This window comes from Paraburkholderia haematera (assembly GCF_905220975.1).
GTDB lineage: Bacteria > Pseudomonadota > Gammaproteobacteria > Burkholderiales > Burkholderiaceae > Paraburkholderia > Paraburkholderia haematera.
In genome coordinates this window covers 1-15,253 of record NZ_CAJNBK010000029.1, presented here as the reverse complement: position 1 = coordinate 15,253, position 15,253 = coordinate 1, and the positions used below count along the sequence as shown (strand labels likewise).

Annotated in this window: 13 protein-coding genes; 5 read left to right on the top strand and 8 right to left on the bottom strand. The window is 60.6% G+C overall.

The window, feature by feature from the left end:
• Window positions 1-29: 29 nt before the first annotated feature.
• The gene (locus KHO23_RS30270; protein ID WP_211616054.1) at window positions 30-1,655 is read right to left on the bottom strand and encodes a methyl-accepting chemotaxis protein; all 1,626 of its coding nucleotides are present in this window, start codon (window positions 1,653-1,655) and stop codon (window positions 30-32) included.
• A 271-nt stretch (window positions 1,656-1,926) separates the two neighbouring features.
• Between KHO23_RS30270 and KHO23_RS30265 the strand changes: the two genes are divergently transcribed.
• Entirely contained in the window at window positions 1,927-2,271 is a 345-nt protein-coding gene (locus tag KHO23_RS30265) for an ecotin precursor (RefSeq protein WP_211616052.1), read from the top strand.
• A gap of 97 nt (window positions 2,272-2,368) precedes the next feature.
• Here KHO23_RS30265 and KHO23_RS30260 read toward each other — a convergent pair whose 3' ends face one another.
• The 3 genes from KHO23_RS30260 to mnmE form a co-directional block, all read right to left on the bottom strand.
• A complete protein-coding gene (locus KHO23_RS30260) occupies window positions 2,369-2,530 on the bottom strand; it encodes a hypothetical protein (protein WP_211616050.1) in 162 nt (53 codons plus the stop codon).
• A gap of 276 nt (window positions 2,531-2,806) precedes the next feature.
• Window positions 2,807-4,018 (bottom strand): tyrosine-type recombinase/integrase, encoded by a 1,212-nt coding sequence (locus KHO23_RS30255; RefSeq protein ID WP_211616048.1) that lies wholly within the window; start codon window positions 4,016-4,018, stop codon window positions 2,807-2,809.
• A gap of 176 nt (window positions 4,019-4,194) precedes the next feature.
• On the bottom strand, window positions 4,195-5,589 hold the full coding sequence (mnmE, locus tag KHO23_RS30250) for a tRNA uridine-5-carboxymethylaminomethyl(34) synthesis GTPase MnmE (RefSeq protein ID WP_211616046.1): 1,395 nt from the start codon (window positions 5,587-5,589) through the stop codon (window positions 4,195-4,197).
• Between the two features lie 347 nt (window positions 5,590-5,936).
• Between mnmE and KHO23_RS30245 the strand changes: the two genes are divergently transcribed.
• Entirely contained in the window at window positions 5,937-6,371 is a 435-nt protein-coding gene (locus KHO23_RS30245; RefSeq protein WP_211616044.1) for an XRE family transcriptional regulator, read from the top strand.
• 138 nt (window positions 6,372-6,509) lie between these two features.
• On the opposite strand, the gene yidC is transcribed toward KHO23_RS30245, so the two are convergent.
• The 4 genes from yidC to rpmH all read right to left on the bottom strand — a co-directional run bounded on the left by yidC (window position 6,510) and on the right by rpmH (window position 9,194).
• On the bottom strand, window positions 6,510-8,171 hold the full coding sequence (gene yidC, locus KHO23_RS30240) for a membrane protein insertase YidC (RefSeq protein WP_211616042.1): 1,662 nt from the start codon (window positions 8,169-8,171) through the stop codon (window positions 6,510-6,512).
• Window positions 8,172-8,201: 30 nt separating this feature from the next.
• Complete coding sequence (gene yidD / locus KHO23_RS30235; protein WP_007180115.1) at window positions 8,202-8,432, bottom strand: membrane protein insertion efficiency factor YidD; 231 nt, start codon at window positions 8,430-8,432, stop codon at window positions 8,202-8,204.
• Between the two features lie 115 nt (window positions 8,433-8,547).
• Window positions 8,548-9,045 carry a ribonuclease P protein component gene (gene rnpA, locus KHO23_RS30230; protein WP_211616040.1) on the bottom strand — a complete coding sequence of 166 codons (498 nt, stop codon included), beginning with the start codon at window positions 9,043-9,045 and terminating at the stop codon, window positions 8,548-8,550.
• A 14-nt stretch (window positions 9,046-9,059) separates the two neighbouring features.
• The gene (gene rpmH / locus KHO23_RS30225) at window positions 9,060-9,194 is read right to left on the bottom strand and encodes a 50S ribosomal protein L34 (RefSeq protein WP_004198824.1); all 135 of its coding nucleotides are present in this window, start codon (window positions 9,192-9,194) and stop codon (window positions 9,060-9,062) included.
• A 383-nt stretch (window positions 9,195-9,577) separates the two neighbouring features.
• On the opposite strand from rpmH, the gene dnaA reads away from it, so the two are divergent.
• From dnaA to gyrB, 3 genes are all read left to right on the top strand, one after another.
• Window positions 9,578-11,209, top strand: coding sequence for a chromosomal replication initiator protein DnaA (gene dnaA, locus KHO23_RS30220; RefSeq protein ID WP_236067051.1), 1,632 nt, complete (start codon window positions 9,578-9,580; stop codon window positions 11,207-11,209).
• Window positions 11,210-11,428: 219 nt separating this feature from the next.
• The gene (gene dnaN, locus KHO23_RS30215) at window positions 11,429-12,532 is read left to right on the top strand and encodes a DNA polymerase III subunit beta (RefSeq protein WP_074281733.1); all 1,104 of its coding nucleotides are present in this window, start codon (window positions 11,429-11,431) and stop codon (window positions 12,530-12,532) included.
• Between the two features lie 115 nt (window positions 12,533-12,647).
• A complete protein-coding gene (gene gyrB / locus KHO23_RS30210) occupies window positions 12,648-15,119 on the top strand; it encodes a DNA topoisomerase (ATP-hydrolyzing) subunit B (RefSeq protein ID WP_211616037.1) in 2,472 nt (823 codons plus the stop codon).
• Window positions 15,120-15,253: the final 134 nt, after the last annotated feature.

Below are 15,253 nucleotides of genomic sequence, written 5' to 3'. Positions count from 1 at the left end.
AGCGCGCGTGAACGAGCCCGCGCGGCGCGTCAGGCCATCACCTTGAAACGCGATACGCCGGTACGCAGACTATTGGCGACGTGTGTCAGATCATCGATCGCCTGGGTCGACTGGCGCAGCGATTCCGCCGTCTGCTGCGCCGCCTCCGAGAGCTGCGTCAGCGCCTGGGTGATCTGCTCGGCGCCGGTGGCTTGCGTCTGCATGCCTTCGTTGACCATCGAGAAGCGCGGCGCGAGCGCCTGCACCTGCTGGATGATCTGCGTGAGATGGCCGCCCACGTTCTGCACGTCGAGCATGCCGCGCCGCACTTCTTCGGAGAACTTGTCCATGCCCATGACGCCCGCCGCCACCGCTGACTGGATCTCCTTGACCATCTGTTCGATGTCGTAGGTTGCGACGGCGGTTTGATCGGCGAGTCGGCGAATCTCGGTTGCCACGACCGCGAAGCCCCGGCCGTATTCGCCGGCCTTTTCTGCTTCGATCGCCGCGTTCAACGAGAGCAGATTGGTCTGATCCGCGACCTTGGTGATGGTGGCGACGACCTGATTGATGTTGCTGGCCTTCTCGTTGAGGATCGCCAGCTTCGCGTTGACCGAGCCGGCGGCTTCCATCACGAGGCGCATGGTGTCTTCCATGCGCGCGAGACCGGCGTGGCCGGTGCCGGCGAGCGCGGCTGATTGGCCGGCTACTTCGGAGACTTCGTTCATCGTGCGCAGCAGGTCACGCGAGGTCGCGAAGATTTCGCGCGATGTGGCGCCGATCTCGGTGGTGGTCGCCGCGGTTTCGTTCGCGGTGGCTTGCTGTTCGCGCGAGGTCGCGGCGATTTCCGTCACCGAGGTGGTGACCTGAACCGCCGACTTCTGCGCCTGGCCGACCAGTGCGGTGAGCTCGTCGGTCATGCGGTTAAAGCCCGCTTCGAGCGCGCCGATTTCATCCGCGCGGTTCAGTTGCAGACGTTGCGTGAGGTCGCCCGTGCGCATGATGTCGACGACCTGCAGCACCTTAGCCATCGGCGTGGTGACCGCGCGCAGCAGCCAGTAGCCGGCTAGCACGGCAGCGACGGCGGCGATCAGCAGCATCACGAGCAGCACGATACGGGTCGTCTCGACCGAGTTGCGGATGTTTTCGGCGGCTTTGTCGGCGTCGGTTTTGTTGTTTTCGACCAGCTTGCGCGCCGACAGGCGGCCCGCTTCCCAGATCGACGTGAGTTGCGTGTTGAAGATCCGCGCGGCGTTCTCTTTCGAACTCGGCAAGACGTTCAACAGAGATGCCTGGATTGGCAGGTATTGCGTGTGCTGCTGCCGGAAGTCATTGAAGAACTCGCGATCGTTGTCGCGGAAAATGGTCTCGCCGTAGTCGCCGAACAGCTTTTGAAGCGTTTGCTCGGTCTCTTGCAAACGTACGGTATCGCGCTTGACGGACTCGGGGTCCGCATCCACGTAAATGAGACGCTGCGTGACGGTGTAGTTCTCGAACCAGGCCGCCCGCATGGCGGTCGCGTAGTAGAGGCCGGGCATCGAGTCTTCTTGCTGGCTCTTCGCGTCGCGGTCAATCCCGCCGAGTTGCTCGAAGGTGACGATTGCCATTGCCAGCATCACGATCAGCACGATCCCGAAGCTGCACAGAATCCGTTGCCGGATGGTCCATTGTTTCACGCGCACGCCCCTTAACTTTTTTGGCTTGGGCTCGACGCCCGATGCCGACTTGTTGGTCTCGGGGTCGAAGGATCGGAAAGCTTTGCGGGTCGTCGGATTTGTCCGACGGGTCATGCGGCGAATTTTACATTGATCGTGGGAATGGATGGCGGTCGGTGTGGCGCATGTTCACCTAGGCGTTACACCCGTAATGCCCGGTTACCAACTGCAGCATCTATTTCCACGCGTGCCCTACACAATCTGTTCCATGCTTGAACGGCGGGAGCGAAACATGAAAAAGATTGCGGTGGCGTTGGTGATGGTGGGGAGCCTGAGCGTAGCCGGTCAGGCGTCGGCTCATGGTAATGGCGGCGATGTCGTCGGGGCGCTGATCGGCGGTGCCTTGCTCGGTGCGGTGGTCACGTCCGCGCTGAATCCGGCGCCTGTGGTCGCTTACCAGCAGCCGGTCTATGCGCAGCCTGTGTATGCGCAACCGGTGTATCAGCCGGCGCCCGTGTATGCGGGGCCGCCGCCCGGATATTGCTATGACCAGTACCAGCGCGCGTACGTCGCGTGCGGTGCGCCGCCGCCCGAACAATATGGGTATCCGCAGCAGCAACAACAACCGGGCTGGTAAATGAGTTGCGCGGGCGCGCGCAGTCTCAGTGCTCGCGCACCACAGAGAAAAAGGCCGTCGCAATGTGCGACGGCCTTGTCATCTTGGGTGTCTGCCTTCAGTGCTTGTGATGCAGCCACTCCGCGTAATGCGTGTCGAGCCAGCGTTCGAGGCGCTCCGGCTTCGTCTTGTGGCGGGAGTGGGACGCGGCCCAGATCGCCACGCCGACCAGCAGCATCACCAAAGGTCCCAACAAATAAGCCATCAACGATTCAGACATGGGAGCCTCCGTCCCGGCTTGCATCCATGCTCTAGTTTAGGCGATGAACGGCGAGAAAAAAAAGGACGCTGTGATGGGTTGGCTGGCCGCGCGCTGGAAATGACGCGAAGGGGCTGGCAGGGTGTGGCGCAAGGCAATTAAGAACCTAGTGAGAAAGATATTTTTCTTTTCTCGGGCAGGTACTTGTGGATGGCGTCGATTTAGCTGTGTACCATCAAACATGCCGTTGTCCAATGGCGTGATGAACCGTGGCAACCGGCCTGACACCTGCCGCACTTAGCCGATCGCGCCTTGTCGGCCGCTCTCGATCTGGGCGTCGACGAAATCCGCCCACAGTTGCGAGGTTCCCCGCCGTTGCGCGACATGCTTCGCGTGGTCGTCTCCCCCCGGGGCGTCTTTGACGATATGCGCCAGCGCATTTTCAATCACGCTCGAAGGCTGCCCCAATTCGCGCAAGCGGGTGGCGGCGGTACGCCGAAAGTCATGTAGGACGAAATGCTCCACGTCGAGTCCGAGCGATTTGACGGCCTGATTGAGCGTGCTTTTCGCGATCGGCCGATCGTCGCCCCTGACGCTCGGGAATACGAAGTTTCGGCTGGTTTTCGTGTCCTGGAGCTCGCGAAGCAGGGCGACCGCCTGATGCGAGAGATACACCACGTGCTCGCGGCCCTTGTTCATCCGCGCGGCGGGGATCGTCCATCGCGCTGTGTTGAGGTTGAATTCGGACCAGGCTGCCTCGACGATGTCCGATTTCCTCACCATCGTCAGCACGAGCAGGTGCAAAGCCAATTTCAGCGGACGTCGAATGTTCGATGCATAAATCGCGCGGAGCATGGCGCCCATTTCGTCTGGAGCGAGCACGCGGGTGCGGCTGTCCGGCGTTGCGATGAAGCGGGCCGGGATGAGCTCTGCCGGATTGGCCGTGGCGAGTTGCCGGGCGATCAGGTACTCATAGAGCCGCTTGACCGCGTTGCGCGTGTGCAGCGCCATCTTGGGCGAGCCACGGCTTTTGATCTGCTCGCAAATTGCGCGGATGTCGTCGTCCGTCACGGCTTTGATCGGCTTGGCGCCAATGGCGGGCAGCACATCTTTTTCGAACGCGCGCCGCGTGGTGCGCTGATATTCCGCTGACTTGCCAGCCATCTCCGTCGCAAGATAGAGTTCCGCGCCCTCGCGCAGCACCTCTATCTTGCTCTCCACCCCGCGGTCGCGGCGCGCCGTCGCCACTGGCGAGTTGCCGCTCGCGACCATCTCAGCGTACTTCTGCGCCTTGGCGCGCGCGACCCGCAGCGAAATCATCCGGTAGTCGCCGATCGTGACGAGCGGCTGGCGCTTGCCGTTCAGCGAATAGCGGAAACGCCAGACCTTGGTGCCCGTTGTCATGATTTCGATAACAAGGCCGTTGCCGTCCGCGACGCAATACCGGGTGGCGCGGGGTTCAAGCGCGCGGATCTGCGTTTCGGTGAGGGGGGCGGCTAGTTTGGGCATGGCGGATCGATTGATACTCGGACAGCGGCGATTTTAAGCTGGATGTCTTTTGTGTACCAAAGAAATTGATACGTTTGGGTCAACAGATGGCATTTTTCGCGTGTCCGGGAGATTGTGGTGAAACGCCATCTTTGCCATACCAGCTAAGCCTTCCACGCACAAATTACCGGCCTTGCTTACTTGCCGATACAAAACCGGCTGAAAATCACGCCGAGCAAGTCGTCCGAACTGAATTCACCGGTGATCGAGTTCAGTTGGTCCTGCGCGAGGCGCAGCTCCTCGGCGAACAGATCCAGTGCTTGCGCGTTCTGATCGGCGTGCGCCGCAGCCGTCGCCAGATGTTCCTGGGCTGCGCGCAGCGCAATCAGATGCCGCTCGCGCGCAAGGTAGACACTCTCCGCGCCGGCCTGCCAGCCGGCGATGCGCAGCAATTCCTCACGCAGCAACGCCACGCCATCGCCTTGCTTCGCCGAGAGCCGCACTTCGCTGAGATCCAGATCGGCGTCCAGCGGTGCCGCGGTCGGTGCGAGCCCGGTCAGATCGGTCTTGTTCAGCACGCGCACCACCGGTACGCCGCCCGGAAAACGACCGGCGATCGTTTCGTCTTCGGCGGTCATGCCGGTTCGCGCATCGAGCAGATGCAGCACGACGTCCGCGCGTTCGATCTCGCTCCATGTGCGCGCAATGCCGATCTTTTCCACCTCGTCTTCGGTATCGCGCAGGCCGGCCGTGTCGATCACATGCAGTGGAATACCTTCGATCTGGATTGTCTGCGCGACTTTGTCGCGCGTCGTGCCGGCGATCGGCGTGACGATGGCCAGCTCCGCGCCGGCCAGTGCGTTCAGCAACGACGACTTGCCGACGTTCGGCTGCCCCGCCAGCACCACCGACAAACCCTCGCGCAGCAACGCGCCCTGGCGTGCTTCGCTCAGTACGTGCGCAAGGCGCTCGCGAATTCGCGTGAGCTTGCCGCGGGCGTCGGCGGCTTCGAGAAAGTCGATTTCTTCTTCCGGGAAATCGAGCGTCGCTTCGACCAGCATCCGCAGCGTGATGACCTCTTCGACCAGCGCGTGGATGTCGCGCGAAAACGCGCCGTCGAGCGAGCGGCCTGCCGAGCGCGCCGCAGCCTCGGTGCTGGCCTCGATCAGATCGGCGACAGCTTCCGCTTGTGCCAGATCCAGCTTGTCGTTGAGAAACGCGCGCCGCGTGAATTCGCCCGGTTCGGCGAGGCGCAGGCCAAACGCACGGCCGGCGTCGATGCAACGCTGCAGCACCAGTTGCAGCACGACCGGACCGCCGTGGCCTTGCAACTCGAGCACATGCTCGCCGGTGTAGGAGTGCGGCGCGGGAAAGTACAGCGCGATACCGCGATCGAGCGCGTTGCCGACGTCGTCGAGAAAGGGCACATAACTCGCATGCCGTGGCGCGAGTGCCTGGCCGGTGAGTGCTTGCATCAGCGGCTCAGCGGCGACTGCCCCGGCACGTCCGCACGAAATCCGCACGACCCCGATTCCGCCTCGGCCGGGTGCGGTGGCAATGGCGACGATCGGATCGGAATCGGTGGCGAGCATGGGGACGAGACTATCAGAAGGGATTGAATGCGCATGAGCGGGCGCCGCGCATTGTAACGCGGGCATCCTCTGGCTCTGGACTAGGGCTCGATTCCTAGGGCGGCCTAATTTCCATAAGACTAATAAGGATTTATCTCACACAAGCTAAGATAGCCTAAGACGCACTTGCGACAGATGGACACGCCAGAATGCCTAAAACGCATGCTACGCAAGGAAAAGACGGTATTCGGCGAAATCGTGAAACGCGTTATTAGGTGGCGATTTCAGGCTAAAAATAGCTTACAGACGCTAAAACATAGCCTGGATGGTTGTCCACTGGTTATGCGCCGAATTGCACAATCGGGCCCATGCCGACCTCCAAAGAAAAAGCAGCTTTCGCCAAACGGCTGAAAGACTCACTCCCCAAAGACATTAAGGGTGGGACCGATTTAGCCAGGGAATTCAATCTGCTCTATGGCAATGGCCCTGCCGTCTCACCGCAAACCGCGCACAAATGGCTCGCGGGTACGACGATTCCAAAGCGCGATAAGTTGCAGGTTCTAGCTACATGGCTGCAAAAAGACGTGCACTGGCTGCACTACGGACCCGCCCCATCCGGCAAGGCTAAACCGCTTGCCCGTGGCGAGAAGTATCCACTTTCACCTGAAACGATCGAATTGGCTACGAGGTTCGCGGGTTTGTCGCCGAAGCAGCGCAATCTGCTGGAAGAAATGATCACTGAGTTTGATGGTGGTACGGAACAGGCAACGGGCGCCGCGCCTGAAGACCCGATCAAACCATAAGTGCCAATCAAGTGCCAATCGGCCGACCAACAAAAAAGCCGCCCGGCGCAAACCGGGCGGCTTTTTTTAACAGCTAGCTTCTGCTTCTGCCTGTCAGCTAGCGGGCGCTACCACCACCCGCTTCAGACAAGACGTCAATCAGGCTGCTTTCGTTTTCGACTGACCCATCATCCGCGTGATGTAGTACTGCTGGGCGATCGACAGCACGTTGTTCACCACGTAGTACAGCACCAGACCGGCCGGGAAGAAGAAGAACATGACCGAGAACGCGATCGGCATGAACATCATCATCTTGGCTTGAACCGGGTCCGGCGGCGTCGGGTTCAGCTTGGTCTGCAGGAACATCGAGACGGCCATCAGCACCGGCAGGATGAAGAACGGATCTTGCTGCGACAGATCGTGAATCCAGAGAATCCACGGTGCGCCGCGCATTTCAACCGACGACAACAGCACCCAGTACAGCGAGATGAACACCGGAATCTGAATCACGACCGGCAGACAGCCGCCGAACGGATTGACCTTCTCGGTCTTGTACAGCTCCATCAGCGCTGAATTCATCTTCTGCGGATCGCCCTTGAAGCGTTCGCGCAGGGCTTGCATACGCGGCGTGATCGCCTTCATGCGCGCCATCGACTTGTAGCTTGCCGCCGACAGCGGGAAGAACACGGCCTTGATCAGCAGCGTGACCAGCACGATCGACCAGCCCCAGTTGCCGACATAGCTGTGGATCTTCTCGAGCACCCAGAACAGCGGCTTCGCGATGATCGTGACCCAGCCGTAGTCCTTCACCAGTTCCAGACCCGGGGCGATGCCTTCGAGCATGCGCTCTTCTTCCGGACCGGCGAACAGGCGCGCGGACACGTCAGCCGATTGGCCCGGGGCGATGGTCGCCACCGGCTGCTTCACACCGACGCGATACAGCGTCGGATCGATCTTCTCGACATAAATGTCGCGCTTCGCACCTTGCTGCGGAATCCACGCCGACGCGAAGTAATGCTGCACCATCGCGATCCAGCCGTTGTCGGCCGAATTGACGAAGTCTTCCTTGTTCTTGTCGATGTCGCTGAACGTCATCTTCTGGAAGTGGTGCTGGTCGGTGTAGACAGCCGGCCCGATGAACGTGTGCGAGAAGCGCGGCGTTTCCACCGGCGTATCGTCGCGCACCAGTTCCATATAGACCGACGGCGTGACCGGCGCGGTCCCGACGTTCTCGATCTTCGTGTCGACACCGATCACATAGCTGCCGCGCGTGAACGTATAGGTCTTGATGACCTTCACGCCACCTTTGACCGGCGACTCGAAGCTGAGCTGGAACGACTTGGCGTCGCCCGGCAGATCGTGCGGCTGGTTCGGCACCGGCGTGTAGATGTCGTTATGGTTCGGGAAATCGCCACCGAGCAGACCCGTGCGCGCCAGATACGTATGGTTCGCGGTGCGGTCGAACAGCGTGATGACCAGATCGGGCGTCTTGCCGTCGCCTTGCTTGACGAGCGACAGCTTCGACAGCGTGCCGCCGCGGGTGTCGATTTCGCCGTTATAGACGTCGGTGCTGAAGCTGATCAGCTGGCCCTGAGCCGCGGCAGCCGGCGCATTGCCCGGCGCTGCTGCGTTGGTGGCCGGCAGATCGGCGGATTGGGTTCCCGGCGTCGTGGTTCCCGGTGCGGCGCTACCGACGGTCTTGGTCGGGTTGGCGCTCGGGAAGAACATCGACGGGCGTCCGTGGTCGCGTTGCCAGTTGTCGAACAGCATGACCGCTGACATGAAAAAGATGACCCATAGGACGGTGCGTTTGATATCCATGCGTTGTCTCAGTGTCGATGGAACGGCGCGTCAGCGCTTTTCAGAAGTGGGAGGCGGGACGAGATCGATACCGCCCGCGGAAAACGGGTGGCAGCGGCAAATACGCCTGGCGGCGAGATAAGTCCCGCGCGCGGCGCCATGATACTGGATTGCTTCGCGCGCGTAATCAGAACAGGAAGGGTAAAAACGGCACCGGTTGCCGAGCATTGGGCTCACGGCAACCTTGTAGAAACGCAGTAAAGCGATGAGTACCGTTTGCATGACTGGTGCGGCCTAGCTGCGCCGCGCAACGTGGAGTACCGGGCGACGCCCGTGCAGCCTGGCTGCCCGACCTACTTTGGCGGCCTGTACTGCAAAGCGGGCAGTCACTTGAGCGTCATTCCGTCTTGGGCGCTTCCGCGGGCGGCGCCTCGCGACGGACAATTTCGCGCGCTGCCTTGTCGAGCAACGCCTCTATCTCGCTGCGGCACAGCGCCCTCAACGGGGGCGACGAGGCGCTCGGCAAAGCTTTCTTGTCGAAGCGCGTGTGCAGACGCAGCAGCACATCCCAACCGCCGAATTCCGCGCGACGCAGCCGGAAGGCTTCACGCGCGAGTCGACGTACCAGATTACGCGTGGCCGCGCGCGGCGCATACTTCTTGCCGATCACGAGGCCTAAGCGAGCGTCGTTGCCGGTGGGCCGGCCGTACACCACGAAGTGGGCGGTGCGGCGCCACGGGCGCAAACGAAAAACGGATGAAAATTCATCCGTTTTCAGTAGCCTTGCGGCTTTGGGGAAGGCGGCTTGCGCTCGCAACGGAACCGAGCCCAGTTGCGGCGCCCCAGCCGCTCCCGCTTCACCGCGGGCGTCGCTTGTCACAGACAGAGCGCGCAATCCGCTCGCCTGCCTTAGATGGCGAGGCGCTTGCGGCCCTTCGCGCGGCGTGCGTTGATGACCTTGCGGCCACCTGCAGTCTTCATGCGAACGCGGAAGCCGTGGGTGCGCTTGCGACGGGTAACGGAAGGTTGGTAAGTACGTTTCATGTTGCTCTCACTTGATCGAAAAATAACCGCGCGATCATCGCTGAAAGCGCAATGGCCGGAGGTTTACTGAATTGGTTTTCGCGGAACCCGCTATTTAAACCGGTTTTTCGTTGACCGTCAATAGTTTAGCCTGGTTCGGCCTCGTCACGGGGAGACTTCGTCAGATGATCCGTCCCTGTGGATAACTCCCTTTCGCCGACGTTTTGGCGTTAGAATCTCGCCTTACTTCCCAAAAATCCTGCACGCCGCTCCGGCTCGCTTGCCCCGCAAACCCTTGTGGCACAAGCGCCTGGAGCCGTTACGCCTGGCTGCTCAGGGCCTTGTTGCGCGAACGCGACAGGGGCAGCGGCGAACGCCGTGCATACCATAACGACAGCAACTCGATGAACGATTTCTGGCAACACTGTTCCGCATTGCTGGAGCGCGAGCTAACGCCCCAGCAGTACGTGACGTGGATCAAACCGTTGGCCCCGGTCGCCTTCGACGCCGCTGCGAACACGCTTAGCATCGCTGCGCCGAACCGCTTCAAGCTCGACTGGGTCAAGAGCCAGTTCTCCGGCCGCATCGCGGACATGGCCCGCGATTTCTGGCACGCCCCGGTCGACGTGCAATTTGTGTTGGACCCGAAAGCAGGCATGCGCGCCCCCGCGGCAGCGTCGTCGGCGCCGGCGCGTGCGTCTTCTTCAGGCTCGATGGGCGGCGGCCATTCGTCTGGTGCAAACGGCGGCGGTGCCGCAGTGGACGCGGCCGTCGGCGCCGTGCAATCGGCACATGCTGCGCGCGCCAACGGCGCGAACAGCGCCATGGCGAACCTCAACGCGAATGCACGCGCTGCGGCCGACCTCAACGCGAACGCCCGCGCGGCGGCTGAAGATGCCGCCGACCTCGATCTGCCCAGCCTCGACGCGAACGAAGCCGCGGCTGCCCGCCGTACATGGCGTCCGGGCCAAAGCGCGAGCTCGAACGGCAACGGCGATAACGACTCCATGTACGAGCGTTCGAAGCTCAACCCCGTGCTGACCTTCGACAACTTCGTGACCGGTAAGGCCAACCAGTTGGCGCGCGCCGCGGCGATTCAGGTCGCGGACAATCCCGGCATCTCGTATAACCCGCTGTTTCTATATGGCGGCGTGGGTCTGGGTAAGACCCACCTGATTCACGCGATCGGCAACCAGCTTCTAATGGACAAGGCCGGCGCGCGGATTCGCTACATCCATGCGGAACAGTATGTGTCCGACGTGGTGAAGGCCTACCAGCGCAAGGCGTTCGACGACTTCAAGCGTTACTACCACTCGCTCGATCTGCTGCTGATCGACGATATTCAGTTCTTCTCCGGCAAGTCGCGCACGCAAGAGGAATTCTTCTACGCGTTCGAGGCGCTGGTCGCGAACAAGGCGCAGGTGATCATCACCAGCGACACGTATCCGAAAGAAATCTCCGGTATCGACGACCGCCTGATCTCGCGCTTCGACTCCGGCCTGACGGTGGCGATCGAGCCGCCCGAGCTGGAAATGCGCGTCGCGATTCTGATGCGCAAGGCGCAATCCGAGTTCGTGAGCCTGAATGAAGACGTCGCGTTCTTCGTCGCCAAGCATCTGCGCTCGAACGTCCGCGAACTGGAAGGCGCGCTGCGCAAAATCCTCGCGTATTCGAAGTTCCACGGCCGCGAAATCACGATTGAAGTGACCAAAGAAGCGCTGAAAGACCTGCTCACGGTGCAGAACCGGCAGATTTCGGTGGAAAACATCCAGAAGACCACGGCTGACTTCTACAGCATCAAGGTCGCGGACATGTATTCGAAGAAGCGTCCGGCGAACATTGCGCGGCCGCGGCAGATCGCAATGTATCTGGCGAAGGAGCTGACGCAGAAGAGTTTGCCGGAAATCGGCGAGCTGTTTGGCGGGCGCGACCACACCACCGTGCTGCACGCGGTGCGCAAGATTGCCGCCGAGCGCGGCACGGACGCGCAGCTGAACCACGAACTGCACGTGCTGGAGCAAACGCTGAAGGGATAAGCAGGTCGGATGGGAAATTCGACCTGTTTATTTCGGAACTCGCCCCCATTTTAGTGGAGCGGTTCCGTTTTCAGGCACAATACAGGTTTAACCGCCCGGCGGCCGCGGGCGGAATTCACGCCGTGACAGGCGCTGCGTGGCGCCGGCGGGGAGCCGCGGTTGCGCGCTGTAAGGCTGGCAAGTCAGGCGCGCAGGCCGTCATATCAACGAAGGAACTCTATGCAACTGGTCAAGACCGAACGCGATAACCTCCTCAGGCCGCTGCAAACCGTGAGCGGCATCGTCGAACGCCGCCATACGTTGCCGATCCTCGCCAATTTGCTGATTACCAAGAACGGCCCTGACGTGTCGTTCCTGTCGACCGACCTCGAGTTGCAGATCACCACGCGTGCCGATTTTGGCGTGGGCGGCGATTCGGTCGCGACCACGGTGGCAGCAAGAAAGCTCCTCGACATTCTGCGCGCCATGCCCGACGGGCAGGTCACGCTTACGCTGAACGACAAGCGTTTGACCGTGCAATCCGGCAAAAGCCGCTTTGCGCTGCAAACGCTGGCGGCCGACGAGTTCCCGACCGTCGCTCAGGCTAAAGACTACGGCGCGAACCTGGTGGTTCCCCAGAAAACGTTCCGCCAGTTGCTCGGCATGGTCCATTTCTCGATGGCCCAGCAGGACATCCGCTACTACCTGAACGGCATGCTGCTGGTGGTAGACGGCGACCAGCTGATGGCGGTCGCGACTGACGGCCACCGCCTCGCGTTCTCGTCGATGAAGATCGAAGGCTCGTTCGCGCGCCAGGAAGTGATCATTCCGCGCAAGACGATTCTGGAATTGCAGCGTCTCCTGGAAGACATCGACGACACGCTGAAGATCGACATCGCCGCAACGCAGGTGAAGTTCACGTTCGGCCAGGTCGAACTGGTGTCGAAGCTGGTGGAAGGCAAATTCCCCGACTTCCAGCGCGTGATTCCGAAGTCGCACAAGAATCAGTTCTTGATCGGCCGTGAAGAACTGCAGCGCTCGCTGCAACGCGCCGCGATTCTGACGTCGGACAAATTCAAGGGCGTGCGCTGCATCATCGAGCCGGGCCAGTTGAAGATCATGTCGACCAACGCCGATCAGGAAGAGGCGCAGGAAGAACTGGAAATCGCGTACGACGGCGACAGCGTCGATATCGGGTTCAACGTCACGTATCTGCTCGACGTGCTCGCGAACCTGAAGGTCGACATGTTGCAAGTGAGCCTTGGCGACGCCAGCTCCAGCGCGTTGATCACGATTCCCGAGAACGACGAATTCAAATACGTCGTGATGCCGATGCGCATCTAACGCGTCCAAAACCAAAGAACAACACCAAGGGGCGCAGCGCCCCTTTGGCGTTTTTATGGTGTTTTGAAAAGTCCCGAGCAGCAACCTTGCAGTAACGCAGAACCGGAAAAAATCCATGACTGACACGAACAATTCGCAACCCGATAACAGCTACGGCGCCTCGTCGATTCAGATCCTTGAAGGTCTGGAGGCAGTGCGCAAGCGTCCCGGGATGTACATCGGGGATACATCGGACGGGACCGGTCTGCATCACCTCGTATTCGAAGTGCTGGACAACTCGATCGACGAAGCGTTGGCGGGGCATTGCAACGATATCCAGGTGATTATCCACGCGGACAACTCGATTTCGATCACCGACAACGGCCGCGGTGTGCCGACCGGCTTGAAGATGGACGACAAGCACGATCCGAAGCGCAGCGCCGCTGAAATCGTGATGACCGAGTTGCACGCCGGCGGCAAGTTCGACCAGAACAGCTACAAGGTGTCCGGCGGCCTGCATGGTGTGGGCGTCTCGTGCGTGAACGCGCTGTCGGCATGGCTGCGCCTCACGATTCGCCGCGACGGCAAGAAGCACTTCATGGAATTCCACCGTGGCGTGCCGCAGAACCGCGTGCTCGAAGAGATCGACGGCGTGGCTGTCTCGCCGATTCAGCTCATTGGCGACACCGAAAACCGCGGTACCGAAGTGCACTTCCTGGCGGACGAAACGATTTTCGGCAATGTCGAATATCACTACGACATTCTGGCCAAGCGGATTCGCGAACTGTCGTTCCTGAATAACGGCGTGCGAATCAAGCTGACCGACCAGCGCTCGGGCAAGGAAGAAGATTTCGCGTTTGTGGGCGGTGTGAAGGGTTTTGTTGAGTACATCAACAAGAACAAGGCCGTCCTGCATCCGAACATTTTCCACGTGAGCGGTGAGAAGGACGGCATTGCCGTCGAAGTCGCGATGCAGTGGAACGACAGCTACAACGAAAACGTGCTGTGCTTCACGAACAACATTCCGCAGCGCGACGGCGGCTCGCACTTGACCGGGTTGCGTGCGGCGATGACGCGCGTGTTGAACAAGTACATCACCGATCACGAAGTTGCGAAGAAAGCGAAGGTCGAAACGGCCGGTGACGACATGCGCGAAGGGCTCTCGTGCGTGCTGTCGGTGAAGGTGCCGGAGCCGAAGTTCAGCGCGCAGACCAAGGACAAGCTGGTGTCGTCGGAAGTGCGCGCGCCGGTGGAGGATGTGGTCGCGAAGGCGCTTGAAGAATTCCTGCTGGAAACGCCGAACGACGCGAAGATCATTTGCGGCAAGATTGTTGATGCGGCGCGGGCGCGGGATGCGGCTCGCAAGGCGCGTGAAATGACGCGTCGTAAGGGCGTTCTGGATGGCGTGGGTCTGCCGGGCAAGCTGGCGGATTGCCAGGAGAAGGACCCGGCGAAGTCGGAAATTTATATCGTCGAGGGCGACTCGGCAGGCGGCTCGGCGAAGCAGGGGCGTGACCGGAAGTTTCAGGCGATCTTGCCGCTGCGCGGCAAGGTGCTCAACGTGGAGAAGGCGCGCTATGACAAGCTGCTTTCTTCGGAGCAGATTGTGACGCTGATTACGGCGCTGGGTTGCGGGATCGGCAAGGAAGACTACAACCTCGACAAGCTGCGTTATCACCGCATCATCATCATGACCGATGCTGACGTGGACGGCGCGCACATCCGCACGCTGCTGCTGACGTTCTTCTATCGTCAGATGCCGGACATGATCGAGCGTGGGTATATCTATATCGCGCAGCCGCCGCTGTTCAAGATCAAGGCGGGTAAGGATGAGCGGTATTTGAAGGATGAGGCTGAGGTTAATGCTCACATCCTGAAGCTGGCGTTGCAGGGGTCGGAGTTGTTGGCTTCGGAAGGGGCTACGCCGATTACTGGGGATGCGTTGGGTGAGTTGGCTCGGGCTTATTTGTTGGCCCAGGCTGTGGTGAACCGACTGAGCCGGTTGTATGACGCTGGGGCGCTTGAGGCTGTGATGGATGGGGTTGTTATTGACCTGTCTAGCGAGGAAGCGGCTGCGGTTTCGGCGGCGGCTCTCGAAGCTAAGTTGCGTGATGATGCGTTGAAGCCCGAGGTTAAGGTCACGACGATGTATGACCCGGTGCGTGAGCTGCGCTCGCTGCGCGTCGCGCGGACTCATCACGGCAATCAGAAGATTTCTGTGCTGGATCAGGATTTTCAGTTGACTGCTGATTACCAGCAGCTGATCAATACCGCTAATACGTTTAAGGGGTTGATTGGGACTGGGGCGGTGATCAAGCGTGGTGAGCGGAGTATGGCTGTTACCGACTTCAAGAGCGCTATGAAGTGGTTGCTGGCTGATGCTGAACGCAATATCTCGAAGCAGCGCTATAAGGGTCTCGGTGAGATGAACCCTGGGCAGCTTTGGGAGACGACGATGGATCCGACCGTGCGTCGCTTGCTTCGTGTGCAGATTGAGGATGCTATTGCGGCTGATGGGATCTTTACTACGCTCATGGGGGATGATGTGGAACCGCGTCGGGCTTTCATTGAGTCGAATGCGTTGAGGGCGGGGAATATTGATGTTTGAGGAAGGCCGCGGCCGTACGGCGCGAGGGTGTCCCGAATTTTGTGTAAACGGGTTTGTGTTTAACCCGGCACGAGCCGTTCTTCGAACTGGATGGTGAAGCGGTTCAGGGCTGCTTTCCAGTCCCGGATCGGCAT

Bases quoted from the DNA above. Each gene is read 5' to 3' on its own strand.
- KHO23_RS30265 (WP_211616052.1), top strand. From the start codon at position 1,927: ATGAAAAAGATTGCGGTGGCGTTGGTGATGGTGGGGAGCCTGAGCGTA.
- KHO23_RS30260 (WP_211616050.1), bottom strand. From the start codon at position 2,530: ATGTCTGAATCGTTGATGGCTTATTTGTTGGGACCTTTGGTGATGCTG.
- KHO23_RS30255 (WP_211616048.1), bottom strand. From the start codon at position 4,018: ATGCCCAAACTAGCCGCCCCCCTCACCGAAACGCAGATCCGCGCGCTT.
- mnmE (WP_211616046.1), bottom strand. From the start codon at position 5,589: ATGCTCGCCACCGATTCCGATCCGATCGTCGCCATTGCCACCGCACCC.
- KHO23_RS30245 (WP_211616044.1), top strand. From the start codon at position 5,937: ATGCCGACCTCCAAAGAAAAAGCAGCTTTCGCCAAACGGCTGAAAGAC.
- yidC (WP_211616042.1), bottom strand. From the start codon at position 8,171: ATGGATATCAAACGCACCGTCCTATGGGTCATCTTTTTCATGTCAGCG.
- yidD (WP_007180115.1), bottom strand. From the start codon at position 8,432: ATGCAAACGGTACTCATCGCTTTACTGCGTTTCTACAAGGTTGCCGTG.
- rpmH (WP_004198824.1), bottom strand. From the start codon at position 9,194: ATGAAACGTACTTACCAACCTTCCGTTACCCGTCGCAAGCGCACCCAC.
- dnaA (WP_236067051.1), top strand. From the start codon at position 9,578: ATGAACGATTTCTGGCAACACTGTTCCGCATTGCTGGAGCGCGAGCTA.
- dnaN (WP_074281733.1), top strand. From the start codon at position 11,429: ATGCAACTGGTCAAGACCGAACGCGATAACCTCCTCAGGCCGCTGCAA.
- gyrB (WP_211616037.1), top strand. From the start codon at position 12,648: ATGACTGACACGAACAATTCGCAACCCGATAACAGCTACGGCGCCTCG.